The 25,940-nt window shown below is 51.4% G+C and carries 21 protein-coding genes; 3 read left to right on the top strand and 18 right to left on the bottom strand.

Annotation, left to right across the window (positions count from 1 at the left end; all coding sequences use genetic code 11):
• Positions 1–223: 223 nt before the first annotated feature.
• The 3 genes from AC5L4R_RS06600 to AC5L4R_RS06610 are packed head-to-tail and all read right to left on the bottom strand — an operon-like array spanning position 224 to position 2,650.
• Positions 224–973 (bottom strand): nitroreductase family protein, encoded by a 750-nt coding sequence (locus AC5L4R_RS06600; protein WP_494473127.1) that lies wholly within the window; start codon positions 971–973, stop codon positions 224–226.
• A gap of 49 nt (positions 974–1,022) precedes the next feature.
• The gene (locus AC5L4R_RS06605) at positions 1,023–1,625 is read right to left on the bottom strand and encodes an aminotransferase class IV family protein (protein WP_494473128.1); all 603 of its coding nucleotides are present in this window, start codon (positions 1,623–1,625) and stop codon (positions 1,023–1,025) included.
• Positions 1,622–2,650 (bottom strand): aminodeoxychorismate synthase component I, encoded by a 1,029-nt coding sequence (locus AC5L4R_RS06610; RefSeq protein WP_494473129.1) that lies wholly within the window; start codon positions 2,648–2,650, stop codon positions 1,622–1,624. Before AC5L4R_RS06610 ends, AC5L4R_RS06605 begins: the two co-directional genes overlap by 4 nt.
• Positions 2,651–2,715: 65 nt before the next feature.
• Here AC5L4R_RS06610 and AC5L4R_RS06615 point away from each other — a divergent pair, with 65 nt between their 5' ends.
• The gene (locus AC5L4R_RS06615; protein WP_494473130.1) at positions 2,716–3,291 is read left to right on the top strand and encodes a glutamine amidotransferase-related protein; all 576 of its coding nucleotides are present in this window, start codon (positions 2,716–2,718) and stop codon (positions 3,289–3,291) included.
• A 32-nt stretch (positions 3,292–3,323) separates the two neighbouring features.
• Here the strand turns inward: AC5L4R_RS06615 and pepN are convergent, their stop codons facing one another.
• The 13 genes from pepN to ppsR all read right to left on the bottom strand — a co-directional run bounded on the left by pepN (position 3,324) and on the right by ppsR (position 18,062).
• Complete coding sequence (gene pepN, locus AC5L4R_RS06620; protein ID WP_494473147.1) at positions 3,324–5,969, bottom strand: aminopeptidase N; 2,646 nt, start codon at positions 5,967–5,969, stop codon at positions 3,324–3,326.
• 304 nt (positions 5,970–6,273) lie between these two features.
• Positions 6,274–6,798: a tRNA adenosine(34) deaminase TadA gene (tadA, locus tag AC5L4R_RS06625; RefSeq protein ID WP_494473131.1), complete on the bottom strand. Its 525-nt coding sequence runs from the start codon at positions 6,796–6,798 to the stop codon at positions 6,274–6,276.
• A gap of 17 nt (positions 6,799–6,815) precedes the next feature.
• Positions 6,816–7,532: a uracil-DNA glycosylase gene (gene ung / locus AC5L4R_RS06630; protein WP_494473132.1), complete on the bottom strand. Its 717-nt coding sequence runs from the start codon at positions 7,530–7,532 to the stop codon at positions 6,816–6,818.
• Positions 7,533–7,560: 28 nt separating this feature from the next.
• Entirely contained in the window at positions 7,561–8,349 is a 789-nt protein-coding gene (gene kdsB / locus AC5L4R_RS06635; protein WP_494473133.1) for a 3-deoxy-manno-octulosonate cytidylyltransferase, read from the bottom strand.
• Between the two features lie 17 nt (positions 8,350–8,366).
• A complete protein-coding gene (gene lpxK, locus AC5L4R_RS06640; protein WP_494473134.1) occupies positions 8,367–9,473 on the bottom strand; it encodes a tetraacyldisaccharide 4'-kinase in 1,107 nt (368 codons plus the stop codon).
• 5 nt (positions 9,474–9,478) lie between these two features.
• The gene (msbA, locus tag AC5L4R_RS06645) at positions 9,479–11,239 is read right to left on the bottom strand and encodes a lipid A export permease/ATP-binding protein MsbA (protein ID WP_494473148.1); all 1,761 of its coding nucleotides are present in this window, start codon (positions 11,237–11,239) and stop codon (positions 9,479–9,481) included.
• 5 nt (positions 11,240–11,244) lie between these two features.
• The gene (locus tag AC5L4R_RS06650) at positions 11,245–11,721 is read right to left on the bottom strand and encodes an ExbD/TolR family protein (RefSeq protein ID WP_494473135.1); all 477 of its coding nucleotides are present in this window, start codon (positions 11,719–11,721) and stop codon (positions 11,245–11,247) included.
• 2 nt (positions 11,722–11,723) lie between these two features.
• Positions 11,724–12,401 carry a MotA/TolQ/ExbB proton channel family protein gene (locus AC5L4R_RS06655; protein ID WP_494473136.1) on the bottom strand — a complete coding sequence of 226 codons (678 nt, stop codon included), beginning with the start codon at positions 12,399–12,401 and terminating at the stop codon, positions 11,724–11,726.
• 75 nt (positions 12,402–12,476) lie between these two features.
• Positions 12,477–13,691, bottom strand: a complete 1,215-nt coding sequence (locus AC5L4R_RS06660; protein WP_494473137.1) for a ParB/RepB/Spo0J family partition protein — start codon at positions 13,689–13,691, stop codon at positions 12,477–12,479.
• Positions 13,692–13,823: 132 nt separating this feature from the next.
• Entirely contained in the window at positions 13,824–14,609 is a 786-nt protein-coding gene (locus tag AC5L4R_RS06665) for a ParA family protein (RefSeq protein WP_494473138.1), read from the bottom strand.
• Between the two features lie 56 nt (positions 14,610–14,665).
• Positions 14,666–15,358, bottom strand: a complete 693-nt coding sequence (gene rsmG, locus AC5L4R_RS06670) for a 16S rRNA (guanine(527)-N(7))-methyltransferase RsmG (RefSeq protein WP_494473139.1) — start codon at positions 15,356–15,358, stop codon at positions 14,666–14,668.
• Positions 15,359–17,038: a Si-specific NAD(P)(+) transhydrogenase gene (gene sthA / locus AC5L4R_RS06675; protein ID WP_494473140.1), complete on the bottom strand. Its 1,680-nt coding sequence runs from the start codon at positions 17,036–17,038 to the stop codon at positions 15,359–15,361.
• A 208-nt stretch (positions 17,039–17,246) separates the two neighbouring features.
• Positions 17,247–18,062 (bottom strand): posphoenolpyruvate synthetase regulatory kinase/phosphorylase PpsR, encoded by an 816-nt coding sequence (ppsR, locus tag AC5L4R_RS06680; protein WP_494473149.1) that lies wholly within the window; start codon positions 18,060–18,062, stop codon positions 17,247–17,249.
• A 451-nt stretch (positions 18,063–18,513) separates the two neighbouring features.
• On the opposite strand from ppsR, the gene ppsA reads away from it, so the two are divergent.
• Positions 18,514–20,889, top strand: a complete 2,376-nt coding sequence (gene ppsA, locus AC5L4R_RS06685; RefSeq protein WP_494473141.1) for a phosphoenolpyruvate synthase — start codon at positions 18,514–18,516, stop codon at positions 20,887–20,889.
• Positions 20,890–21,011: 122 nt separating this feature from the next.
• Positions 21,012–21,986, top strand: coding sequence for an RDD family protein (locus AC5L4R_RS06690; protein WP_494473142.1), 975 nt, complete (start codon positions 21,012–21,014; stop codon positions 21,984–21,986).
• Positions 21,987–22,102: 116 nt separating this feature from the next.
• Here the strand turns inward: AC5L4R_RS06690 and trmB are convergent, their stop codons facing one another.
• Together trmB and gyrA are read right to left on the bottom strand one after the other, a co-directional pair.
• On the bottom strand, positions 22,103–22,762 hold the full coding sequence (gene trmB, locus AC5L4R_RS06695) for a tRNA (guanine(46)-N(7))-methyltransferase TrmB (RefSeq protein WP_494473143.1): 660 nt from the start codon (positions 22,760–22,762) through the stop codon (positions 22,103–22,105).
• Between the two features lie 15 nt (positions 22,763–22,777).
• A complete protein-coding gene (gene gyrA, locus AC5L4R_RS06700; protein WP_494473144.1) occupies positions 22,778–25,516 on the bottom strand; it encodes a DNA gyrase subunit A in 2,739 nt (912 codons plus the stop codon).
• Positions 25,517–25,940: the final 424 nt, after the last annotated feature.

The following is a 25,940-nucleotide window of genomic DNA, read 5'->3' on the forward strand; positions in this document are numbered from 1 at the left end:
CATTTACAGCCCCAGCCATTGGGTGGCATGATGGATTGCCAAATCGGATCATCGACAGGGCGGCAAACACCGTACCCTCTACGGGCAGGTTATCAACGCCTCCTACGCCATTCACTAAGCCCTATCCAAAAACCACTCCATCCTTACCCATAAAAAAGGCAGCCACACGGACTGCCTTGCCATCTTTCGGCCTTTAAACACTATTTTTGGTTTTAACGCTTTGTTACTTATCCAAAAATCCTTGCGATTTTAGCCACGCCTCGCCCTCGGCCACATACGGCTTGGTGTAAAACTGGGCAAATTTTTGCCGATAAGGCAGTTTTTCGCGCGCTTCACCAAACTCAAGCATGGTCTGCTCGTATTGCGCCAACCGTTTGGGCAAATCATCCGTTTGGTAGCGGTTGTCAAAAAACACCGCGTCCATTGGCAGGCGCGGTTTGATGGGCATATCCAGCGCAGGCTTACCAATGCATAGCCCAAAAATCGGGTAGGTGTATTTGGGCAACGCAAGCAAATCAATCAACGGTTTGGCCGCTTGACGCAAGCCGCCAATCGGGCAGGTGGCATAGCCCAGACTCTCTGCCGCCAAGGTGGCGTTTTGTGCGGCCATTGCGGCATCGGTCGTCAAGGTAATCAGCGTGTCTGCATCGGCAAAGCCTGCAAAGCTCAACGGCGCATTTTGCCCTTGGTTGTGGCTTTGATTGGCCAAAAATGCACGGTAGCCGTCAATGACAAACACCAAAAACACGCTGCACTGCTCGATTTGCGGATTTTTGGGTTGCCATTCAACAATCGCTTGCCGCTGGGCAGGGTCACTGACGTTGATGATGCTGTAATGCTGCCCATTCATCCAGCTGGGTGCGCGTTGGGCGGCATGAATGATGGCGGTCAAATCCGCGTCGCTGACGGTGGCATTGGGGTCAAATTCACGAAATACGCGGTGTTGGTCGATTAGGTCAAGCGTTGGGTTCATAAGCGTTCCTTGTTGGTCGAATTAAAGTTCATGTGACAGGTTGGGTTGGTTAATCCAATGGATTGAGCGCATTAATCAGGCGTATTTCTTCATAACGTTCAATATCACTTAGCCAGATTGGCCGCGCTTGGATGCGCTGCTCTGCCAGAAGTTTTGCGCGCTGTGTGCCTTGCAGCAATGGCGTGCTGGGTGTGTACCAGTGGTTATTTTTTCTAAACACCAAATTGCCAATCGTGCAGTCTGTGACCAAGCCTTGTTTGATGATGATGACCTCGTCACACTCACCGCGTTGTTGGCGCAGGGCGTTGAGTGGGTGGCGGTTGGTGAATTTGAGTGAATAATCAATATCATCACAAATCACAGGGCAAAACGTCATAGCGCGTTTACGCTGATAGGCTGCCAATGTCATCGCCATATCGCTGGCATGATAATCCACCCGACAGCGCATGAGGTCATGGGTGGGTGGATTTTTTGCCAAAAAATTTTGTAAAACATCCGCCAAATCAAACACATGATAGGGCGTGTTGGGATAAAATTTTGCCAAACTACACGCGTAGCGATGCTGATGGTAGGCAAGGTTTTGCGGCTTGCCGTGGACAATGGCAATGGTTTCAAACAAATCAAAAGCGCGCAGCTTATTGGGTTGTGTCATGGCATAGCACGGTTGGTTGGTGAACGGTTGATTGACGGCGTGGCGATAGGCAAATAGACCTTTTTTAGCAGCTCGTCGTATTCTTGTTTGGCATCGCTTAAAGCGGTGATACCGCCGCCGCTACGAAAATACAACTGTTTGCCTTGTTGCTCAATGTAGCGAATTGCCACCGCACTGGTCAATGCCTCGCCCAAAAACAGCCCAAACACGCCTGTATAATAGCCGCGTGGCTGCCCCTCGGCTTGGCGGATGATTTCGACGGTTTTTTGTTTGGGCGCGCCGCAAATTGAGCCAGCAGGCAGCAGTGTTGCCAATAGCGTACCAATCTGTGCTTGCCAGTTTTCGGCCAGTTTGCCTCGAATGTGGGAGCTGGTTTGTAAAATACCGCCGTGGTGGGTCACCACCTTATCCACATAGCGAAATCTCTCAACCTTGATTTGTGTGGCCACCATGGCTAGGTCATTTCTTAGCAAATCAACGATGGTGTAATGCTCTTGTTGTTCTTTGACATCGGCAAGCAGTTGCTGCTCGGCATGGCTGATATTGGCAGATATTGTGCCTTTGATGGGATACGTATGAATGTGTTGGTCTTTGATTTCAATAAAGCACTCGGGCGAAAAACACACAAAATTGTCTTTGAGCCAAATTTTATAATCAGCTTGCCCTTGATAAAATAATGGCTCAAAACCTGTGTTAAGCGTGATTGGTGTGGGCATGGTTAAATTTAGCAAATACGTATTGCCACGTTGCAACGCGCGCTGCACATGGTCAAATGCTTGGCGATACTGGCTAAAGCTTGGCGGCTCGGCGTGCAGCGTGATTGCGCCAAGCGGTATGCTAGCGGTCGCCTCAAAATTGCGCAAGCGTTGATGGCCAAACGTGATATCATACCGCACGCCTGCCGCCTCGGCTTGCTCAAGTGGCACAAGCACGGGCTTTTGTTGTTCAAAATCAATGATAAACACAAACGGCACGCGCTGTTTGCCAAATGTATTGGCGTGTTGGATAAATTGCTCAAACGTCATGGCAGGGTATCATCCTAAGTCATGCCTGTAGCTTGCTAAAAACCACGGTGAATTGCAAAGAAAAAATGACCAACAAAATTGTACTGATTGACAATAACGATTCATTTACCTATAACTTAGTTGAGCTGCTACGCCAGTTATCCTGCGACTTTGTGGTCATCAATATTGCGGACTTGGTGCTTGCTGACTTGGCAAGATTTTCGCATATCATCATCTCGCCTGGCCCTGATATACCACGCGCTTATCCCAAAATCTATGACATGCTAAGCCTTTATGCGCCAACAAAAACCATCCTTGGCGTGTGCTTAGGCCACCAAATCATCGGAGAATTTTTTGGTGCGACGACTTACAATTTGGCATCCCCACGGCATGGCTTGGCAGGCACGCTGACGCTTGATCCCACCCACACCAGCCCAATTTTTGCCCATCTTGCGCCCCGTTTTCGCGTGGGTTTGTACCACTCTTGGGCGATAAGCCGCCAATACGTACCCACCTGCCTGCGCATCACCGCCACTTGCCAAGATGGGGTCATCATGGCGCTTGAGCATACAAGTTTGCCGATTTTTGGCGTGCAGTTTCACCCTGAGTCTTATATCTCGGCGTTTGGCGAACAAATCATGGCTAACTTTGTCCGCCTGTGACCCACCCATCTTGGCAATCGTGGTGCGATGGCTTAGGCCAGCATATTTGCCAAAGTTTCTTTGACATTTTTTGAGCTGATTTTTTTGCCAAAGTCTTGCAGCTCGGCTTGCATATGCGATTTGGTCGGCTCAATCAACGCCTGCCAGTTTGACAAGCCTTGCAGCAAGCGCGACGCAAGCAGTGGGTTACGCGCATCTAGGGTCACAATCACCGCCAAAAACTCGCGCACACCATCTGCTGTCCACAGTTTGGTTGGTTGGGACAACAACCCACCGATAACCGCGCGCACGCGGTTGGGCGTATTGATGTCAAAGTCTGCGTGCAACATCAGTTTAAAGATATCCAACACGCTACTATGGCGGCTATTGGCTTGCGCGCTAAACCACAAATCCATCACCAGCGCGTCATGATGGAAGCGTTGATAAAAGTCTGCCAATAGCTGATCTTTGCTTGGTAAATCATGCTCAATCGCCGCCAATAACGCGCCTAAACGCTCAGTCATGCACGCCGCCGAATCATACTGTGTTTGCGCCCAATCTGCCGCTTGCGCCACACCTGCGGTCAATGCCATCTCTAACACCACATTGCGCCACGCGCGCACGCCCATCGCTGCTGCCGAGTCCTCATACTGGCCTTGCGGCAACTGGGCAAAGGTGGCTTGATAAAAGTCCGCCCAATCATCGCGCAAGCTATCAGCCACTTGCTGCTTAATTTCACGATGCCGCGCTGCCACACGCTCTGGGTCATAATGGTGCGTCATGCCGCTTGCCAATTCACGCTCGCTTGGCATATCCAGCAGCCGCGCCGCCAACATCGGGTCAGTCTTGGCAAGGCTTGGCAAACTGGCGCGCAATGCGGCGATATAGGCGGTAGGCTCATGGTACTGCAACAAAATGCGATTGACCAAAATCTGAGCCGCTTGCCAGCGGTTAAAACCGTTGGTCTCATGCTGCATCAAAAATGCCAAATCCTCGGCACTGTAGGCAAAGTTCAGCTGCACAGGGGCAGAAAAATCGCGCAACAATGACACGACAACATCGCCTGTGATGTCAGCAAAATAAAATTCTTGTTTGGCTTGGGTCAAATACAACAAGTCTTCAACCAGCACTTTGCCCGTGGCACGATCAAAAATCGCCATCTTCACGGGAATTGGCAATGGACGGGCGGTAGGATAATTGGGCACTTGACGCACGGCTTGGGTCAGCTCAAGCGTCAGACCTGCGTTATCTTGTCCTGCATCGTTTTGGCGCACCTCGCCTGCCAGCACAGGCGTGCCTGCCTGCGTGTACCAAGCCAAAAAGTCATGCACCTTGTCATCGGCGGTTGCCAATGCTGACAGCAGATCTTCTACCGTTACCGCTTGCCCATCAAAGCGTTCAAAATACGCATCCGTACCTTGACGAAACTTGTCTTTGCCCAACAAATTGGCAATCATGCGCACAATTTCCGCGCCTTTTTCGTACACGGTTGCGGTATAAAAGTTATTAATCTCAACAAAATGGTCGGGGCGCGGTGGGTGCGCCAATGGACCTGCATCCTCGGGAAATTGAAACGCGCGCAACGTGGCGACATCGTCAATGCGTTGTACGGCAGGCGAATGCAAAGTAGCCGAGAATGACTGGTCACGAAACACGGTAAAGCCTTCTTTAAGGCACAGCTGAAACCAATCGCGGCAAGTAATGCGGTTGCCCGTCCAGTTGTGAAAATATTCGTGCGAAATCACTGACTTGACGTTAAAATTGCGGCGGTCGGTGGTGGTCTCTGGGCTCGATAGCACACACGCGGTATTAAAGATATTCAAGCCCTTGTTTTCCATTGCGCCCATGTTAAATTGGCTGACCGCAACAATCATATAACGGTCAAGGTCATACGCGCGCCCGTAGTTGTCTTCATCCCAACGCATGGCATCTTTAAGGGCCTGCATAGCAACGTGGCATTGCTCGATGTTCTCGGGCTTGGCATACACCTCCAGTAGTACCTCGCGCCCTTCACTGGTTGTGTAATGGTCGGTTAGCGTCGCCAAATCCGCCATCACACAAGCAAACAAATAGCTGGGTTTTTTGGTTGGGTCTTGCCACACAGCAAAATGGCGGTTTTCGTTGAGCTCACCGCTGTCAATCAAATTCCCGTTTGCCAGCAGCGTCGGGTAGCGGTTATCCGCCTCAATACGCGTGGTAAATGTTGCCAATACGTCGGGGCGGTCGGGGTAAAAGGTGATTTTACGAAAACCTTCAGGCTCACATTGGGTGACAAACATGGTGTCGCTGCCCTCGCCTGCTTGGTACAGCCCCTCAAGGCTGGTGTTGGTCTGCGGCACGATGGTGACAACGGTATCAAGACGGCACGTGTCAGGCGCGTCGGTAATCACCAACCGCTCGCTGTCTAGCTGATACTCTGCCGCGCTCAATGCCTGCCCGTTTAGGCTGATGGATTGCAAGGTCAAATCGCGCCCAAACAGCACCAAATCGCCTGCGGTTTTGCGCTGCATGGTTAGGCTTGCCGATACACGCGCATGGTCGTCAAACAGTTGAATGGTCAAATCGATATGTTTTACACCAAACGCAGGCGGCGTATAATCTTTAAGATAGATTTTTTGCGGGGCGTTGTCGGGTGTGGTGGCGGTTTTTTGTGCCGTTTCGTCCTCGGGGGTGGGTAGGTGCGCAGGTACGTCGGGCATTTCGGGGTTGATAAGCTCGGGGGCGGTGACTTGGTCAGTTAAGGTATTGGTCATGGTGTTCTCAGTGTTGTCTAAATGGTCACAAAGTTTTAAAAAAAGTTAAATATACCAGCTTTTTATCAATACGGGACTTGATGTAGATGATAAGGGCGTGGCTCAAACTTATCAATGATGCGGGCTTCGTACCGATTTGGCAAATGCGATGTGTAAATATAGTCACAAAAATCATACGCTTGCCTGTATAAGTGCGCGCCTAGCATTTTTGCCAATGTGTATCGCACAAAATTTATTGGCATAACGCGCCTTAAACCCGTGCGGTTTTACCCTGTTTTTTGGCAGCGCGGCGCTTACGAAAAAAATCTTGCAACAAAGCGCGGCTTTGCTCCGCCAATAGCCCTTGTGCCACCTGCACTTGATGGTTATAAAACGTCTGCTGGCATATATCCTGCTGGCTGACAATCATACCTGCTTTAGGCTCGGTCGCGGCAAATACCAACCGCGCCACACGGGCATGAATCAGCGCACCCAAGCACATCGTGCATGGCTCAAGCGTGACATACAGCGTGCAGGCAGGCGGTAGACGATAATTGTTCAGCCGTGCACACGCCTGCCGAATCGCCACCACCTCAGCATGCGCGGTCGCATCATGGCGTAAAATCGGCTGATTAAACCCCGTGGCAAGTATGCGCTGATCATATACCAACACCGCGCCCACAGGCACTTCGCCCAAGCTACCGCCGTATGCTGCACACGCCAGCGCGATGGTCATAAAACTGCTGTCTAAATCGCTAAAAACTGGCGGCTCTAAGCGCACATCATTACAGATCATGGCACAATCGCGGCATGTTACTGCGGCAACTGCCAGTCAATCGGCGTTTTGCCATGCGCCTTGAGATAATCATTGGCTTTAGAAAAAGGGCGCGTGCCAAAAAATCCGCCTTGATTCGCGCTTAGCGGCGACGGGTGCTTGGCGGTTAAAACCAAATGGCGGCTTGGGTCAATAAAGCGTCCCTTTTTTTGCGCATAGCTGCCCCACAAGATAAACACGCAATGCTGACATCGTTCATTGACCGCGGCAATCACCGCATCGGTGAATTGCTCCCAACCTTTGCCACGATGGCTGCCGGCATTGCCTGCTTGCACGGATAGCATACTGTTGAGCAGCAACACGCCCTGCGCCGCCCAATACGTCAAATCGCCGTGCCGTGACGGTGTCACGCCCATATCTTGCGCCAGTTCAAGCAAAATATTGTTAAGACTTGGCGGAATGCGCACGCCTTTGGGAACGGAAAACGACAAGCCCATGGCTTGGTTAGCACCGTGATACGGGTCTTGCCCCAAAATCACCACCTTAACTTGCGACAATGGCGTAAGGTCAAACGCGGCAAACATCTTGCTGGCAGGTGGGTATAAGGTTATACCTGCGTCATACTCGGCGCGCAAAAACTGGCGCAGATTTGCCATATTCTCGCTAAGCAGTTCGTCTGCCAGCGCGGCTTTCCAGTCATCGGGTAGCTTGACGTTGTCTAAAATTGCTTGTTGTTCGGGGGTGTAGGTTGGCATATTGGTATTTTTTGCTTAAAACGCTATCTTAGCCCAAAAACTGCGCCAAATCCATCGCGTTTAGGCGGTCTAAATCGGCAGGTGTATCAACCCCTGCAGGCAACGCGACGCAAGCCACGTCGATGGCGATTTTGCCACCATGCTCCAAAATCCGCAGCTGCTCTAGGCTTTCGATTTGCTCAAGCGTGCCCTGCGACCAGCCGCTAAACACTTGCAGTAAGCTGACACGATAGGCATACAAACCCAGATGGCGCAAGGCATTGGGCGGTAAGCTGATAGGCGCGGCAGGGTCAGCGTTGCGCTGGTGCGGAATCGGCGCTCGGCTAAAGTACAACGCTTGCTGATTCGGCGACATCACCACTTTGACCACCGACGGGCGCAAAAATTCATCGAGCGCGCCAATTGGCTCGGCAAGCGTCGCCATGACACACTCAGGATGTGCGCGTAGCAACGCGCTGACCTGCTCAATCAACGCCACAGGCACCAGCGGCTCATCGCCTTGCATATTGATGACGATATCATCGGCGTGCCAGCCAAGCTGTTGGGCAACTTCACCAAGTCTGTCCGTGCCTGAAGGGTGATTGGGGTTGGTCAGGACAACCTTTGCACCATACTGGCGGCACAAATCAGCGATGGTATTGTCATCGGTTGCCACCCACACATCATCGGCAACACCTGCACGCTGCACGGCTTGCGCACGGTCAATCACCCATAAAATCATCGCCTTGCCATGAATCAGCGCCAACGGCTTATTGGGCAGACGCGTGCTTTTGAGGCGCGCAGGGATGACAATATGGGTTTTGGACGGCGTGTTCATGGCAAACCTATAGCTAATTAAACGTTAAACATATTCCACGCGGCTAATTGCTCATCTAAGGTGGCAAACACCGCAGGCGATAACACAGCTTCAACGGGCAGCACCCACAGCCGTGCGCGTAAATTTTGCGCGGTGGGGTGCGTACGGTTGGCCAACAGTGGACGGATTTTGACCGCGTCTTTGGCCGTTATCACAATCGGCAGTTGTGCCAAATCTGCCGCCTGCATGGGCGCAAAATCCGCCAGCACAAACGCGTGGTGGTCATCAAACGCAAACGGCACAATCCCAAAACCCAGCCGCTGCACACTGGCAAAAAACCGTGGTGGGTAGCCAATGCCCGTCATGGCAATGAGGTGTGGTGCATTTTGCGGCATTAGGGTTTGAGTGGTCGCGCCCTCGGCAAATAAGCGCACCAACGGCTGCTCGCTTAAGCGCATCAACAAATTCGCGCGTTGCCCTGCTTGCAACAAACGCTCACGCAAAGCAGGCAGCGGCGGTTGTTGCCAATCTTGGCAATGCAATATCACCGTGGCAGTTGGCGCAAGCAATCGCTTGATTGGCTGGCGCAAAAAGCCTGTCGGCAACCGCTGTTGATTGCCAAAACCGCGCTCAGCATCGACAACAATCCAGTCAGCATCGCGGTCAAGCGCGTAATGCTGCAAACCATCATCGGCTAATATCAGCTGAATGTCGGGATGGTGCTGTAACAACCAATCAATCGCCGCGCCGCGCTTAGCACCCACCGCCATCGGCACACCCGTGCTTTGGACAATCAAACACGGCTCATCGCCCACATCTTTGGGCGTTGAATCCGTGCCCACCAACCGCGGCCGCTGCGCGCCCTCACGCCCATGCCCACGGCTAATCACACCGACACGCACGCCACGCGCTTGCAAATATTTCACCAGCGCGATTAACAGCGGCGTTTTACCACTGCCGCCTGCGGTGATATTGCCAATCACGATAAGCGGCACAGGCGGATAGTAGGTTTTTTTTAGCCCCCTGCGGTATAGCCAGCGGTGCACACCATCGGCCAGTGCATACAGCCACGCCAGCGGCAACAGCAGCCACAGCCACCACGCCTGCCGCTGCCACGCTTGGCTAAAACGCTGCTCAAGGCTCATGGGCGTTAGTCTTCCACCGCAAAATCGCGCTCATACAGCTTGGCATACTGTCCTTGTTGTGCCAGCAACTGCGCATGCGTACCCACCTCCACCACGCGCCCTGCGTCCAACACCACGATTTTATCAGCGTTTTGAATGGTGCTTAACCGATGGGCAATGACAATCGTTGTGCGCTCATGCATGACCCGTGCCAATGCCTGCTGAATAAAAAACTCCGACTCATTATCCAGCGCACTGGTCGCCTCATCCAAAATCAAAATCGGTGCATCCTTGAGCAACGCACGCGCAATCGACAACCGCTGACGCTGCCCACCCGATAGCTGCAAGCCTGCCGAGCCAATCACCGTGTCATAGCCATGGGGCAACTGCATGATAAAATCATGCGCATACGCCGCCTTTGCCGCCGCCTCAATCTCAGCGCGTGACTTATTTTGTAATTCGCCGTACGCGATATTATTGGCAATGCTGGTATTAAATAGCACCACCTGTTGGCTGACACTGGCAATCTGCGCGCGCAAACAATCTAAACGCAGCGCCTCAATCGCCGTGCCGTCCAAATAAATATTGCCGCGACTGACATCCACCGCACGCATCAGCGCGTTGGTCAAGGTCGTCTTGCCTGCACCACTGCGCCCAACCAATGCCACCGTCTGCCCTGCGTTGATGGTCAAATTAATGCCTTGATTTGCCAGCGTGCCATCAGGATAGCGGATATCCACCTCACAAAACTCAATACGCCCTGTCAAAGTCTGCTCAACCGTGCCTGTGTCGCGCTCCTCAGGCAAATCCAACAAAGCAAAAATCGTATCCGCCGCCGCCAAGCCTTTTTGAAAATTTTGGTTGATATCGGTCAGAGCGCGTACGGGCTTACTTAACAAACCTGCCGCGCTGATATACGCAATAAAATCACCTGCGCTGCTGCTACCCATGACATTTGGCCGCATAGCAAGCCACACCACCACCGCCATCGCACACGCCATCAACAGCTGAATGACAGGCGTGTTTAAACTGTTGGTCACGACGATTTTTAGGGCTTTACGCAGATTATTGCGTGAAGCCGCATCAAAGCGCGCAAGCTCGGTGCGCTGACCGCCATAGTTTTTTACCACCTGAAAGCCTGTGATGACCTCATTGGTGATATGGCTCACCTGCCCCATTGACTGCTGAATATCGCGTGACAAACGCCGAAAACGCTTGCTGGCGTAGCGCACCAACCACAAAATCGGTGGCAGCACAATAAACAGCGTCAAACTTAGCCGCCAGTTGGTGTACAACAAAAACCCCAATAAGCCAATAACGGTCAAACCATCGCGCAGCAAGGTTTTAAGCGTATCAGTGCCTGCCGCGGTGACCTGCTCAACATCAAAAATCAGCTTGGCAGAAATCTGCCCTGGCGGATTGTCTAAATAAAACTGGCTTGGCAACCGCAGCAGCTTGGCAAACACCTCGGTGCGCAGGCGATAGACCAGATTGCGTGAAATCAGCGCACTGTAATAATTGCCCAAAAACGTGCCCATGCCGCGCAGCAAAAACAGCAGCACCACCAGCAGCGGAAACAAGTTCATGCGCTGCTGCTGCCCTGCGTTGATGGCGTCGATGATGTATTTCATCAGCTTGGCAACGCCGATTTCAGTGCCTGCATTGATGGCAAAACCAATCACCACCAACGCCACCGCCCAACTGTAGGGGGTCAAATATCCCAACAGCCTGCGATACGTCTGCCAACGGGTTGGTTCGGCGGCTGCGCTGTCAGCGGATTTTAGCATTGGGCTCAACGCGCCACCCCTGCTGGCTTGGCGGCAGACGGTGAGGCACTGGGTAAATCAACCGCCGCGCCTGCAGGTACAACGGTGCTGATATTTAGATTGATAAAGCCAAGACTGCCTGCCACATCCATCGCACGCACCACCGACTGGTGGCTGGCCTCGGCATCCGCGGAAATCACAAACAGCATATTGCGATCGTCGCCTGCTTCTTGGCGAATCATCGCAGCCAGCTCACCTGCCCCAGTGCCCGACAGCGCGATACCATTGACCGCATAGCTGCCGTCTTTTTGCACGCTGACCTCAATGCGCTTATCTTTTTCAACAATCGGCACACCTTGCGCCTGTGGCAAGACAATATTGAGCTTGCTAAAGTGGTTAAACGTCATCGACATCAACAAAAACACGATAAGAAACAACAAACAGTCAATCATCGGTGTTAAATTGATGTCAATAGGCTCAACACTTGGGCGACGAAAACGCATACTTATGCCTCCTGTGCGCTTGCCACGACCGCAGGCGCAGCGGTGGGCACTGCATTGACCGAAACAGGCAACAAGCCATGCTCTGCCAACGTCTGTAGCAGCAAGCCTGCTTCTTGCTCAAAGCGCACGCTGATATCCACCACGCGCCGCTGAAAATACCGATACGCAATCACCGCAGGAATTGCCACCATCATACCGCCTGCTGTGGTAATCAACGCCTGTGAAATGCCTGCCGCCAACATCGTCGGGTCTTGGGCCGCACCCTCGGTCAATGCCAAAAACGAGCTGATGATACCAACCACCGTACCCAACAGCCCCAAAAGCGGCGCAATCGCACCAATCGTCCCCAGCAAATTGATGTGCTGCTCTAGTGCATGAATTTGCACACTGGCGCGATTTTGCATGTGTAGCGTCATTGACTCCACACCATAACGCCGATGTAGCAACCCTGTGGCTAAAATATCACCCAAAGGTGAATTGGCTTGCACATTGGCTAAATTCTCACGCGAAATATCGCCTTGCTCAATAAGCCGCGCCAACAGCTGTTCACGCAAATGCGCAGGTGTCACGACTGAAGGGTTGAGCTTTAAGGCGCGTTCGATGATGACAATCAGCATCAAAATCGAACACACCACAATCGGTGCCATCAACCAACCGCCTGCGCGAATCAACTCCCACATAATGCTACTTTTGCCCTAACCCTCAATGATTAACCAAAAAATATACCAGCCTAAGCGTTATCACTTAGTCATTGATTACCCTGCAGGTTGCAGCTGATTGAGCAGCGCTTGCAATTCATCGGCATTGTGAAAAAAAATCTCGATACTGCCCTTACCTGCTGATGAGCCTTTGACCTTGACCACCGCGCCTAGACGCTCAGACAACTGCTGATTTAGCCGTAAGCGTTCAAAATCCAGTGGTTGCGACTTGGGCGGATTGGCCTTGGGGTCAAGTATTTGTTTAATCAGCTGTTCGGTTTGGCGTACCGTCAATTGTTCATTGGCGATTTTTTTGGCGATTTGCGGCTGCTGCTCGGCAGAAATTGCCAGTAATGCACGCGCGTGCCCCATGTCTAGCTGCCCTTCATTGAGCAAGGTTTTGACCTCTGTGTGTAGCTGATTGAGGCGCAGCAGATTGGACACTGTGGTACGCGCCTTGCCGACCACATCGGCAATTTGGGCATGGCTCATGCCAAATTCATCATGAAAACGTTGCAGCGCGACAGCCTGCTCCATGACCGACAAGTCCTCACGCTGAATGTTTTCAATCAACGCCAAGGCAATCGCCAAATCATCAGAAATTGGGCGCACAATGGCAGGAATGTGGCTTAAGCCTGCGATTTGTGCCGCGCGCCAACGCCGCTCGCCTGCGATGATTTCATGGGTCACAGGTGAATCAGGCTCGGGCTTCACCAATGGCCGAATGACAATCGGCTGCATCACGCCGTGTTGGCGGATGGAGGTTGCCAACTCTTGCAAGGCATCTTCGCCCAAGTCAAGTCGCGGCTGGTATTTGCCGCGCTGCAACCGCTCAACGCCGATATGCAGCAGATTAATCGTGCTATCGGTTTGGCTGTCTGTGATGGGTGCGGTATCAGCAGACGGCATAGCGCTCGCTGTATTGGTGGTGGGTTTGGCGGTTGTTGGCTTGGTGGATTGGGTCTTTTCAAGTTTAGGCGGCGATCCTTGCGCGTCTAACGCTTGTAAATACTGAGAAAAGTCAGCGGCTTGGATTTGGCTGTTTAGGCTGGCAGCGGTTGGATGCTCAGCCACGTTTTGGGGGATATTGGCGTTGGTGTCGGTCACCTCGGGCGTTGCCAATAGCTCGGCTAAAGGCGCGGTATGGGGAGTAGCATCGGGCGTGACAATCGGGCTGGCTGCCAAATTGCCTGCAATCAGCTTTTCGGTTTTAATTGAACCTAGCAGCGCGTCCAATCCCCGATTTGACGCAAGCCCGCGTTTTTTTGCCATTACCCCAATCCTTTTGTACCGTCTGCCGCGCCCATGCGCGTTTTGGCTGCGGCATCACCAAAACACCCTAAGCAATCACTTAAACCCGCTATCTTAATCAGTTCAGCCACGCAACACAACCTTTTTTACCGACTAAATCGGCTGTCGCTGGCGGCTTTGGGCAATCACTTCATCGGCAAGTTTTTGATAAGCCTTTGCTCCTTTAGAGCTTGGTTCGTATTGGTCAATCGGTAAGCCGTGCGCAGGGGCTTCGGCAAGGCGTACATTGCGCGGAATGACGGTGGTAAACAAGGTGTCGCCAAAATGCGCTGCCAGCTCGTTTGAGACATCATTTGACAGGGTGTTGCGCGGGTCAAACAAGGTACGCAGCACACCGCGAATGTGTAGGTTTGGATTTAGCGCGGTTAGCCGCTCGATGGTACGCGACAAATCCGCCAAACCTTCTAGCGCAAAGTACTCGCACTGCATGGGGATAATCACGCCGCGTGTGGCGCACATGGCGTTGATGGTCAAAAGACTAAGGCTTGGCGCGCAATCGATAATCACAAAATCATACGCCGCCGCTTGATTGGGCGCGCGCAGTGCCTGCATGGCTTGGGTCAAAATCGCGTGGTTGTTTGGCTGTTGGCTCAACGCCAAATCAATGCCCGACAAATCACTGTTCGCACCCAATACATCATAACCAAATTCACTTGCCACAATCGCCTCACGTATGGGCATGGCATCCAGCAGCACATCGGCGACGCTATAATCCAACGTGCGTTTATCCAACCCTGATGCGGTGGTGGCGTTGCCCTGCGCGTCCAAATCAATCAGCAGCACGCGCTTGCCTTTATTTGCCAATGCGCTTGCCAAATTGACGGCGGTGGTGGTTTTGCCAACCCCGCCTTTTTGGTTGGCAACTGCTAAAATATCCATGTTTTATTTCTCAACTGTCTAACTGAATGTGGCAACTTATCTGACTATGGCAATGTTTAGGGGTTTAATCGCGCCAGCTGCACCAAATGCCGCGTCTCATGAAGCTGTGGCACGGTCAGTGGCCATGTTTGCACCTGCCAAGTCGCCATAAATTGCGCGATCTCCTCGGTGGGTAATACGCCCTTCATTGCCAGTAGCGTGCCATTATCCGCCAAACAATGCCGCGTTTGGCTGACAAAATCGGGTAATGAGGCAAACGCGCGCGACGTTATCATGGCATATTGCCCCGTGTGCGTCTCGATGCGCTCGGCAATCGGCTGTAAATTGGTCAAACCCAACTCACCAACCATCTGTTTGATAAAGCGCACTTTTTTGCCATTGCTATCTAGTGCGGTCACCTGCAAGGTGGGCAACGCGATGGCAATCACCGCCGCGGGCAAGCCCGCCCCTGTGCCAACATCCAGCAAGGTTTGCGCGGTTTTGGCACGCGCTGCCGCTTGATGGACGGCATTGACCTGCGGCACGATGGTCAGACTATCAAAGATATGCTTCACCAGTGCCTCGTGCGGGTCTTTAATCGCGGTCAGATTAAACGCCTTGTTCCACACCAGCAGCTGCTGCAAATAGTACAACAACTGCTGCTGCTGGTCATCGGTCAGTAAAAGCCCCAACTGCTGACACGCGGCGCTTAGCTGCGGCTGCAACGCGCCAAACGTTGGCGCAAGGTTTATCGTTCTTTGCTGTGCCACTTAAAACACCCGATTTAACCCATTCAACGCTGCCACGCGATACGCCTCTGCCATCGTCGGGTAGTTAAAGGTCGTGTTGATAAAATACTCCAACGTGTTACCGCCTTTGCTCTCCATCACCGCCTGCCCGATGTGAATAATCTCTGAGGCGTGATTGCCGTAGCAGTGGATGCCCAAAATCTCCAACGTCTCACGGTGGAACAAGATTTTTAACACGCCGCTGCGCTCACCGATGATTTGCGCGCGCGCCAAGTGTTTAAAAAATGCCTGCCCGACTTCATACGGCACTTTTTCTTCGGTCAGCTGCTGCTCGGTTTTGCCGATGCTTGAAATTTCAGGAATGGTATAAATTCCCGTCGGCACGCTTTGCACGGGGCGCGCGTTTTCATCGCCAACCATATAGGCGGCAGCGCAGCGTCCTTGGTCATACGCCGCTGATGCCAATGACGGCCAACCGATGACATCGCCTGCGGCATAAATGTTCTCAACACTGGTTTGGTAAAACTCATTGACCTTAAGCTGGCCGCGTCGTATCGGCTCAAGCCCAATCGCGGCAAGGTTTAGGCTGTCGGTATTGGCAGAGCGTCCGTTGCACCATAGCAGCGCGTCGGATTTGATGCGCTTACCGCTTTTGAGGTACAAAATCACGCAATCGTCATAGGTTTCTAGGCGGTCGATTTCTTCATTGTTGCGAATCAACACCCCAAATTGGCGAAAGTCATGCGACAGCGCGTCCGAAATCTCGGCATCCAAATAGTTTAATAGCTGGCCTTGGGTATTGATTAGATCAACCTTATAGCCAAGACCCGTGAAAATCGACGCGTATTCACAGCCAATCACGCCTGCGCCATAGATGACGATACGCTGAACGACATAATCCATCTGCAAGATTTTGTCCGAATCAAACACACGGGGGTGGTCAAAATCGATAAAATCGGGACGGTACGGACGGCTACCCACGGTGATAATGGCCTTTTCAAAGGTCACCTCCTGCTCCGCACCATCCGATAGCGCAACTTGAATCGTGTGACGGTCTTTAAAACTTGCCCAGCCGTGAATCAAATCAACCTGGTTACGCTCATAAAACCGCGTGTGGGTATCGACTTGGTTACGCACCACTTCACGCGCTTTAGAAAGCACTTTGTTTAGTGGAATTAAATGATAATCAATGCCTTGGTTTAAAATCGGGTCACGGCGGTTGCTGATGATATTAAACACCGACTGACGCAGCGCTTTACTGGGAATTGTGCCCACGTGGGTACAGTTACCGCCGACTTGCTTGCGTGGGTCAATCACCGCAACTTTTAGCCCACTTTTGGCGATTTTCATCGCAGCAGCCTCGCCTGCTGGCCCTGCGCCAATTACCACAGCATCGTAGTCATATTTGTGCGCATTTTTTTTGGCACTAAAGCGTTTGATATTGATGCGTGTGCTATCAAGGGGGCTGATTAAATCAAAATGCACGGCATCATCAAACGCTTTTGCTTTATCATCCTCATGACCGATGCTGTCAGTATTTGCCTTTTTGCCCGACTCGCTGATGGTTTTGGGCGCGGTGGCAGGCTCGCTGGTAGGTACACTGTCTAACACGCTGTCGGTATTGAGCTCGTAGGTCTCAGTTTGGGTGATATCTTCAGGTGGCGCGGCGTTGTCGTTTTTGCTGTTGGGACGTTTTGCCATGATGATTCCTCGATTTTTTAAAGTTATTGTTAAATAAACATCAAACCTGTGCGTGATCTAAGCCATCAGGTTTGCCCAATACTATCAACCATTTATTAATCATACGTTAAATACGCCAAGCAATTGTTGGTGTAATCGGGTATTGCCAACACCGCTTGGCTTGCGCGTTTGCCTAACCCAATCTTGCCAAACAATTTTAACAATCATCTCAACCAATCCGCCGCTTTAATCCTGTTATTTGCAAAATTCGGGTGGCAATCTCCTCAATTGACATCGTTGATACATCAATGTTTGGAATGCCTTGCGAAATATAAATGCCTTGGATGGCGCGCAGTTCTTGCTGGCATTGCTGATAGCTGGCATAGCGGCTACCTGCGCGGCGTTCGTTGCGGATTTTTACCAAGCGGTCGGTGTCGATGACCAAGCCAAATAGCTTGTCTTTGAACGGGCGCAATGCCTTAGGTAAGCTATTTTCAAACAAATCGTCCTCGGTCAAAGGATAATTTGCCGCGCGAATGCCAAATTGCAGTGCCAAATACAGCGACGTTGGCGTTTTGCCTGAGCGCGATACGCCAATTAAAATAATATCCGCCGCATCATAATGGGTCGTGCGCGCGCCATCATCATTGTCTAAGGCAAAATGCACCGCATCAATACGCGCCTTGTAGCTGTCTGAATCAACATCGCCATGAAACGTGCCGATGCTCTCTGACGGCTCAACTTGTATCTCTTCGGCGATTTTGCCAACCAATCCTTCATAGATATCAAGGTTAAACGCCTCTGCCGCGTTGATCCGCTCACGGATGACGGGATCAACAATGGTATCAAACACCAATGGGCGATAACCATAGCGTTGGTGCGCCATGTTGATTTGATTGACCGCATCGTCAGCGCGCTCAAGCGTATCAACATACGGGATGACGAAGGTTTCAAACGGTACGCTGGCAAAACGGCTTAGAATCGAGCGTCCCAACGTCTCGGAGGTAATCGCCGTACCATCAGAAATAAAAAATACGCTGCGCATGGCGTGGGCATCATGCCCGCCCAGCGCGTCTTTATTTTGGATGGTTTTGTTGGGCGATGAAGTGATTTGCATAATCTGAGCAACCCATCAGGGGCAACTGTGCCCCAATCATTAATAATAGCGTTTGGCGATGCCAGTCAAACGCGCCACACGCTTAGCCATTTATATCCTTGTTACAGTTGTCGGTATTATACGCAAATTTGCCTGTTTATACTAATCTTTGCCCGTTGGTCAGTCATATTGGGTTGTTGTGCGCCTATAGTCGCCACTTTTTAAGGTTTTTATTAAAGTTTTTGCCCATGGTGACCCTTGAATAATAAAAATTTGTCGATTTTGGCAAAATTTGTCATTTAGCTATCGTATTTTGTCAAAAAACGTTTTATAATCGAGTTACCTTTATAATCGGCATGAAATAACCTTATTTATCTAGGTTATTATTGGAGTAGCTACTATGAGTGGACAAGTTATCGCGTTAAGCAAGCTCGGCAAAAACGATATCGACAAAGTTGGCGGCAAAAACGCGTCTTTGGGCGAAATGATTAGCCATTTGACAGACTTAGGGGTCAGCGTGCCCGGTGGTTTTGCCACCACCGCGGATGCGTTTAACAAATTTTTGCACGACACAGGCTTAAGCGACAAAATCAGCGCCGCGCTACAAGGCCTAGATGTCAATGATGTGCTAGAATTGGCGCGTGTGGGGCAAGCAATTCGCGAGATGATTATCGCGCAAGACTTGCCTGCCGACCTTGAACAAGACATCCGCGACGCTTACGCTGAGATGAGCGGCGGCGATGAAATCGCGGTGGCGGTGCGCTCGTCGGCAACCGCAGAGGACTTGCCCGATGCGTCATTTGCAGGCCAGCAAGAAACCTTTTTGAACATTCGCGGTATTGATAACATTTTGATCGCCATCAAAGAAGTGTTTGCCTCATTGTACAATGACCGCGCGATTGCCTACCGTGTGCACAAAGGCTTTGACCATGCTGGCGTGGCATTGTCAGCAGGCGTCCAACGCATGGTGCGCTCAGAAACGGGTACATCAGGTGTGATGTTCACCATCGATACCGAAAGCGGCTTTGATGATGTCGTGTTTATCACCGCAAGCTATGGTTTAGGCGAGATGGTCGTGCAAGGCGCGGTCAATCCTGATGAATACTACCTCTCAAAAAGCCTACTCAATGCTGGCAAGGCTGCTATCATCCGCCGCAACTTGGGCACCAAACAACAAAAAATGGTCTATGCCGACCAACACACTGCCGGCAAATCAACCAAAATCGTACCTGTAGAAAAAGTAGAACGCAATCAATTTTGTTTGAGCAATGATGAACTGGTTGAGCTTGCCAAACAAGCCATGATCATCGAAAAACATTACGGTCACGCGATGGATATCGAGTGGGCAAAAGACGGTGACAGCGGCAAGTTGTTTATCGTGCAAGCGCGTCCTGAAACCGTCAAGAGCCGTGAAAATCACAACACGATGGAACGTTATATTCTAAAAGAAAGCGGTGAAGTTATTTGTGAAGGTCGCTCAATCGGGCAGCGTATTGGCGCAGGTCGCGTGCGCGTGGTCAAATCTATTCATGAAATGGATGCCGTACAAGAAGGCGACATTTTGGTGTCTGACATGACTGACCCCGATTGGGAACCCGTCATGAAACGCGCCGCCGCCATCGTGACCAACCGCGGCGGACGTACCTGTCATGCGGCGATTATCGCGCGTGAATTGGGCGTGCCTGCGATTGTTGGCTGCGGCAACGCAACCGAGCTTTTGACCGACGGGCAAGAAGTCACCGTGTCATGTGCTGAAGGCGATACGGGCTACATCTATGATGGCATCTTGCCTTTTGAAGTACAAAACAACTCCATTGACTCAATGCCAGAGCTGGCGTTTAAAATCATGATGAACGTGGGCAACCCTGACCGCGCGTTTAGCTTTGCCCAGATTCCTAACCGTGGTGTTGGCTTGGCGCGTCTTGAGTTTATCATCAACCGCATGATTGGCGTGCACCCCAAAGCCTTGCTCAATATGAATACCTTGCCACGCGAAATCGTACAAGCCATTCAAGAGCGTATGGCAGGTTATGCTTCACCTGTGGATTTTTATGTTGATAAACTGGTTGAAGGCATTGCCACACTGGCGGTTGCCTTCAAAGACCAGCCTGTCATCGTGCGTATGTCTGATTTTAAATCCAACGAATACGCCAACCTCATCGGCGGTAAGCTGTACGAGCCTGCCGAAGAAAACCCCATGCTTGGTTTCCGTGGTGCAAGCCGCTACGTGTCAGAAAACTTCCGCGACTGCTTTGAGCTTGAGTGCCGCGCGCTTAAACGCGTACGCGATGAGATGGGCTTGACCAACGTTGAAATCATGATTCCGTTTGTCCGCACCACCGATGAAGCGGCAAAAGTGCTTGAATTGCTTGAGAAAAACGGGCTAAAACGCGGTGAAAATGGCCTGCGCGTCATCATGATGTGTGAGCTACCAACCAATGCCCTACTGGCGGAAGAGTTCTTGCAGCACTTTGACGGCTTCTCCATCGGTTCAAACGACTTGACGCAGCTGACGTTGGGGCTGGACCGTGACTCAGGCATCGTGTCGCAGTTGTTTGACGAGCGCGACCCTGCGGTGAAAAAACTGCTTAAGATGGCGATTGACGCATGTAACGCACAAGGCAAATATGTTGGTATCTGTGGCCAAGGCCCGTCTGACCATCCTGACCTTGCCAAATGGTTGATGCAGCAAGGCATTACCTCAGTATCATTAAACCCCGACTCAGTGCTTGATACATGGTTCTTCCTAGCAGGTGAATCCCGTGACAACGCCTAAGCGTTGCCAAAACTAGCGTGCTATTCATATGATACGCACCTAACGCCAAGTGGACTTTAGCGTCACTTGGCGTTATTATTTTAGGTTAAACCTTACATGATGATTTGGGGAGCGCAGCGTTTATGTATATTTTTTTGGCGCGCAACAACGAGCAAGCCGGCCCTTATACCTTAGAGCAGCTCAACCACATGCTATCAAGCGGACAAGTCGCGCTTGATGACTTGATGTGGCATGAAGGCATGGCAAATTGGCAATACGTTGGCGAGATGACCAACGGACAAAATTTTTACCGCCCCAGTGTGGTGGTGAGCAGCCCAGCCACGCCTGCCAGTGATGACGCGGACTATATTATCAATAACACACCTGACCAATACGCCGCACAAGACAAAAAATCGTCAGACGTGTGGGGTCGCTACAACAGCCAAAATCCACACCAGCCGTCAGCCAACAACAAAACCACAGGCAAAACAAATGCCAAGCTGATTTTGACCAAAGACAACAAACCAGCAGGCAAAGACATTAGCGGCGCGCGCAAACAGCTGGAGTTGGCAGGGATTGGTAGCCGCGTGTTGGCAAAGCTGATTGACTTGATTTTGTTTTCATTGCCCAATCTGATTTTGTGGTTACAAATCATGAAAAGCCCGAACTACGCGCAAATCGTCAAACTTGCCGAATCGGGCAAGCCGTTTGCCGAGGTGTATGGCGAGCTTAATACCTTGATGATGGGTGCGTTGTCGGTGCTGCCACAGCAATATTTGTGGTTATCGACTATTTTGCTGATTGGTATTGTATTTAGCCAGCTGTTTTTGTTGCTGCGCCGTGGGCAGACACTGGGCAAAATGTTGGTGGGTATTCGTATCCTTGACCGCCAAAGTAACGCGATACCAAACTTTTTTAACTTAATTATTTTGCGCAGTGTGCTGACGTGGGTGGTGTATTCCTTGTCAATAATTGGGCTGATTGCGCTGATTGTCGATTTTGTCATGATGTTTACCAACACTGACCGCCAAAGTCTGCATGACAAAATCGCGCGAACGTATGTGGTGCGTGCCGATGACACACAAACCACCCCGCTTGAGGTAACGGCGGACTCATAGCATCACACCGCTTGTCTTAAAAACGTCATTCGCGCTGAATGGCGTTTTTAAGCCGTTTTAAGCGCATGGTTTTGGTAAGCTGCTTTTGGCGTGCGTCCATCAACCCATGCCAACCATCAAACAGAAAAATTCACCCCATCCAACCGCGTCACATAGCCATGCGGCTTTACCATCTCAAGTTGCCAGCACGTCTGCCCGCGCGCCAAGTATTTGATTTCAAAATGCGTGCGCTGACTGTCGGTGGCAATCACATGGCGCGTGGTGGGTAGCTGCCAGACATTAACCGCTTGGACTTGTGCCTCATCAATATACGATGCGACATTGCTAGCCAGTAAGATTTGCCCACCCGTCTGCACGCGCGACAACAAAAATTCAAAAAACGGCATGTTAAGCCAGCGTTGGTTGGGGTTATGCGGCTCAGGGTTTGGGTACAAGATAAAAACTTTGCTTAGGCTATTTGGCGGTAACGCAAACACGCTCCACGCAATCGCATCGGCATGAATCACCTGCAAATTTGGCAAATCCGCCTGCGCCGCAAGCTTTGCCATCGCGGTAAATTTTTCTTGCGTGCGCTCAATGGCAATCAACACCGCATCGGGATAGGCGGCGGCAAACTGCAACGCGTGCTTGCCCTTGCCTGCGCCAATCTCTAAGCACACACGCCCCGCATGCGCCTGCCAAAACGCAGGCGACAAGCCGACGAAATCACGCGGATGGCGGATCTTATCGACTTGCAGCAACCGCTTAAAGTGGTGACTTGGCGTTGATAAGGTCATGTGAATCATAGCAGGTTACTGCGCGTCATTGGCATCATCTGGCAGCAGACGCTCATCGCTTGTCGCTGTCTGCTCATCTACCAGTAAGCCATCTTCTTGCATGGCGTCGGTCAAATCATAATCCCCATCCGCCGTCGCAGCCTGTGCGTTGTGCGCTTGGTGAGCGGCTAGCGCGTCATCGGCAAATTCATCATCACTGCCCTCAACACGCGCCATCGACACCAACCGTTCATCTTGCCCCAAACGAATCAGCGTCACGCCCTGTGCGTTGCGCCCCGTTTGGGCAATTTGGGCAACAGGCGTGCGCACCAATGTGCCGTTATTGGAAATCAAAATCACATCATCGCCAACTTCTACACGCAAAGCGCGCACCAATTTGCCGTTGCGCTCACTGGTTTTGATGGCTATCACGCCGCCGCCGCCCCGATTTTGGCTATTAAATTCGCCCACATCGGTGCGTTTGCCAAAGCCATTTTCACAGGCAATCAACAATTCTTGCGTGTCAGCCTCGACCACCACCAATGACATGATAGACTCGCTGTCATCAATACGCATACCGCGCACACCGCGCGCCGTGCGTCCCATCACGCGGACATCGGACTCATGAAACCGAATCGCCTTGCCGCTGTCGGCAAATAGCATGACCTGTTGGCTGCCATTGGTGATTTTAACGCTGACCAGCTTGTCACCATCGTCTAGGCTTAATGCAATCAAGCCGTTTTTGCGGATATTGCCATGCCCAAATTCTGCCAAAGCGACGCGCTTGACCGTGCCATTGGCGGTGGCAAAAAACACAAACTGGTCATCTTGTACGTCAGATAGTGGCAAAATCGCGGTGACATTCTCATCCGTTTGTAAGGGAATGAGGTTCACCAAAGGTCGCCCACGCGCGCCACGACTGGCAAGCGGTACTTCAAACCCTTGTAAACTAAACACGCGCCCACTATCGGTAAAAATCATCACGTTGTTGTGTGTTGATGTCACCACCATGTGGTCAATGACATCATCTTCTTTCATGGCGGTGGCAGATTTGCCCTTACCGCCGCGTTTTTGCGCCACATAGTCGCTAATTGGCTGGGTCTTGGCATAGCCTGTGCGCGAGACCGTCAGCACGACGGTTTGCTCAGGGATTAAGTCAGCGCGGCTAAAGTCGCTGCGGCTATCAACGATTTGGGTTTTGCGCGCGTCGCCAAAGTTTTGTACGATGTCACGCAACTCGGCTTTAATCACCTCCATTAGCTTGGTGAAATCCGCCAAGATGCCTTGTAATTCAGCAATCACAGCCAAAATTTCTTGAAATTCTTGTTGCAGTTTTTCTTGTTCAAGCCCCGTCAAGCGGTGTAGCTGCATGTCCAAAATCGCATTGACCTGCTCGGGCGATAAGCGATATTGGCTATCAGCGACCAATCCAAACGGCGCGTCGGGGTCTTCACCTTCGATGCTATCAGGGCGCACAGACGCGCTACCTGCTGCGGCTAACAACGCCAGCACGCCCCCTGCCTGCCACGTGCTTGCCAGCAAATTCTCACGCGCCTGCTGACGGTTGGCTGAGGTTTTGATGGTGTCAATAATCGCATCGATATTGGCAAGCGCGACGCTCAGCCCCTCAAGCAAATGCCCACGCGCCAACGCTTTTGCCAACTCAAAGGCCGTGCGCCGTGTGACCACCTCTTGACGGTGGCGGACAAACGCGGCAATCAAATCACGCAAGGTCATAAGCTTGGGTTGCCCTTGGTCAAGCGCGACCATGTTGATGCTAAAGCTTGACTCTAGCGGCGTTTGGATGAATAAATTATTGACGATGACCTCCGCATTCTCGCCACGACGTAGGTCAATGGCGATACGTAGCCCGTCTTTGTCGGATTCGTCACGAATCTCGCTGATGCCCTCAAGTTTTTTATCGCGCACCAGTTCAGCGATTTTTTCAATCAGTTTGGCTTTATTGACTTGATAAGGAATTTCAGTAAACACAATGCGCTCGCGATCTTTGTTCGCGCCGCTCTCGCTCATCGGCTCAATGTAATAACGCCCACGCAGATGCAGCCGCCCCTTGCCCGTGCGGTAGGCATCAACAATACCCGCGCGGCCATAGATAATACCGCCCGTCGGAAAGTCAGGGCCGCTGATGTGCTGCATCAAGCCTTCATTGCTGATGTGCGGGTCATCGGCGTAGGCCAAGCAAGCGTGAATCACCTCAGTCAAGTTGTGCGGTGCCATGTTGGTAGCCATACCCACGGCAATCCCCGTTGCGCCATTGACCAACAAATTGGGAATACGCGCAGGCAAGACGCTGGGCATTTGCTCTGAGCCATCGTAGTTGGCTTCCCAATCGACGGTGTCTTTATCCAAATCGCCAAGCATTTGTTGGGTCAGACGCTGCATACGCACTTCGGTATATCGCATGGCGGCAGGTGGGTCGTCATCCACTGAGCCAAAGTTACCTTGCCCATCAATCAGCATATAACGCATCGAAAACGGTTGCGCCAAGCGTACAATCGCGTCATACACCGCCGTGTCGCCATGCGGATGGTATTTACCGATGACATCACCGACCACACGCGCCGATTTTTTGTAGGGCTTGTTATAGTCGTTGGACAGCTCGTGCATGGCGTACAGCACGCGGCGGTGCACAGGTTTGAGCCCATCGCGGACATCAGGCAGCGCGCGCGAGATAATCACGCTCATGGCATAATCTAGGTAGGATTGTTTGAGTTCCTCAACAATGCCGATTGGGCTGATTGAATCGGTTGCCATGCACGCTCCTCGTGGTTTTTAACGAATTTTTTGTGTGTTAAAAAAGTGTAATATTATAGCACATTGGGGCGGTTTTGCGGGCATTTTGGGTGATTAAAATGCCCGTTTTGGCAAGTTTTTTGGGAATTTTTGCATCGCGTTGGTCAGTCAAAAATACTTTGATGTTACACAACAGCCAAGCTTTAAATAGCTATATTTTTGTTTAAAAAACTAATTTTTGTGCCTCAAAAAATACCAAAGTGTCTATATTTTTAAAGTGTCTATATTTTTAGAGACCTTTGCACAAACCAGCGACCATCTCTCGACACCAATTTCAAACTCAACTAAAAACTGGAATTGGTGTTAAAGAAGTGAAGAAAGTCACCGAATTGGCATAAAAGCCTCCTAAATTGCCGTAAATTAACGTCTATTGGCTAGTTTTACC

The organism is Faucicola sp. SE7633, from assembly GCF_059264685.1.

Bases quoted from the DNA above. Each gene is read 5' to 3' on its own strand.
- AC5L4R_RS06600 (WP_494473127.1), bottom strand. From the start codon at position 973: ATGAACCCAACGCTTGACCTAATCGACCAACACCGCGTATTTCGTGAA.
- AC5L4R_RS06605 (WP_494473128.1), bottom strand. From the start codon at position 1,625: ATGACACAACCCAATAAGCTGCGCGCTTTTGATTTGTTTGAAACCATT.
- AC5L4R_RS06610 (WP_494473129.1), bottom strand. From the start codon at position 2,650: ATGACGTTTGAGCAATTTATCCAACACGCCAATACATTTGGCAAACAG.
- AC5L4R_RS06615 (WP_494473130.1), top strand. From the start codon at position 2,716: ATGACCAACAAAATTGTACTGATTGACAATAACGATTCATTTACCTAT.
- pepN (WP_494473147.1), bottom strand. From the start codon at position 5,969: ATGCCCGACGTACCTGCGCACCTACCCACCCCCGAGGACGAAACGGCA.
- tadA (WP_494473131.1), bottom strand. From the start codon at position 6,798: ATGATCTGTAATGATGTGCGCTTAGAGCCGCCAGTTTTTAGCGATTTA.
- ung (WP_494473132.1), bottom strand. From the start codon at position 7,532: ATGCCAACCTACACCCCCGAACAACAAGCAATTTTAGACAACGTCAAG.
- kdsB (WP_494473133.1), bottom strand. From the start codon at position 8,349: ATGAACACGCCGTCCAAAACCCATATTGTCATCCCTGCGCGCCTCAAA.
- lpxK (WP_494473134.1), bottom strand. From the start codon at position 9,473: ATGAGCCTTGAGCAGCGTTTTAGCCAAGCGTGGCAGCGGCAGGCGTGG.
- msbA (WP_494473148.1), bottom strand. From the start codon at position 11,239: ATGCTAAAATCCGCTGACAGCGCAGCCGCCGAACCAACCCGTTGGCAG.
- AC5L4R_RS06650 (WP_494473135.1), bottom strand. From the start codon at position 11,721: ATGCGTTTTCGTCGCCCAAGTGTTGAGCCTATTGACATCAATTTAACA.
- AC5L4R_RS06655 (WP_494473136.1), bottom strand. From the start codon at position 12,401: ATGTGGGAGTTGATTCGCGCAGGCGGTTGGTTGATGGCACCGATTGTG.
- AC5L4R_RS06660 (WP_494473137.1), bottom strand. From the start codon at position 13,691: ATGGCAAAAAAACGCGGGCTTGCGTCAAATCGGGGATTGGACGCGCTG.
- AC5L4R_RS06665 (WP_494473138.1), bottom strand. From the start codon at position 14,609: ATGGATATTTTAGCAGTTGCCAACCAAAAAGGCGGGGTTGGCAAAACC.
- sthA (WP_494473140.1), bottom strand. From the start codon at position 17,038: ATGGCAAAACGTCCCAACAGCAAAAACGACAACGCCGCGCCACCTGAA.
- ppsR (WP_494473149.1), bottom strand. From the start codon at position 18,062: ATGCGCAGCGTATTTTTTATTTCTGATGGTACGGCGATTACCTCCGAG.
- ppsA (WP_494473141.1), top strand. From the start codon at position 18,514: ATGAGTGGACAAGTTATCGCGTTAAGCAAGCTCGGCAAAAACGATATC.
- AC5L4R_RS06690 (WP_494473142.1), top strand. From the start codon at position 21,012: ATGTATATTTTTTTGGCGCGCAACAACGAGCAAGCCGGCCCTTATACC.
- trmB (WP_494473143.1), bottom strand. From the start codon at position 22,762: ATGACCTTATCAACGCCAAGTCACCACTTTAAGCGGTTGCTGCAAGTC.
- gyrA (WP_494473144.1), bottom strand. From the start codon at position 25,516: ATGGCAACCGATTCAATCAGCCCAATCGGCATTGTTGAGGAACTCAAA.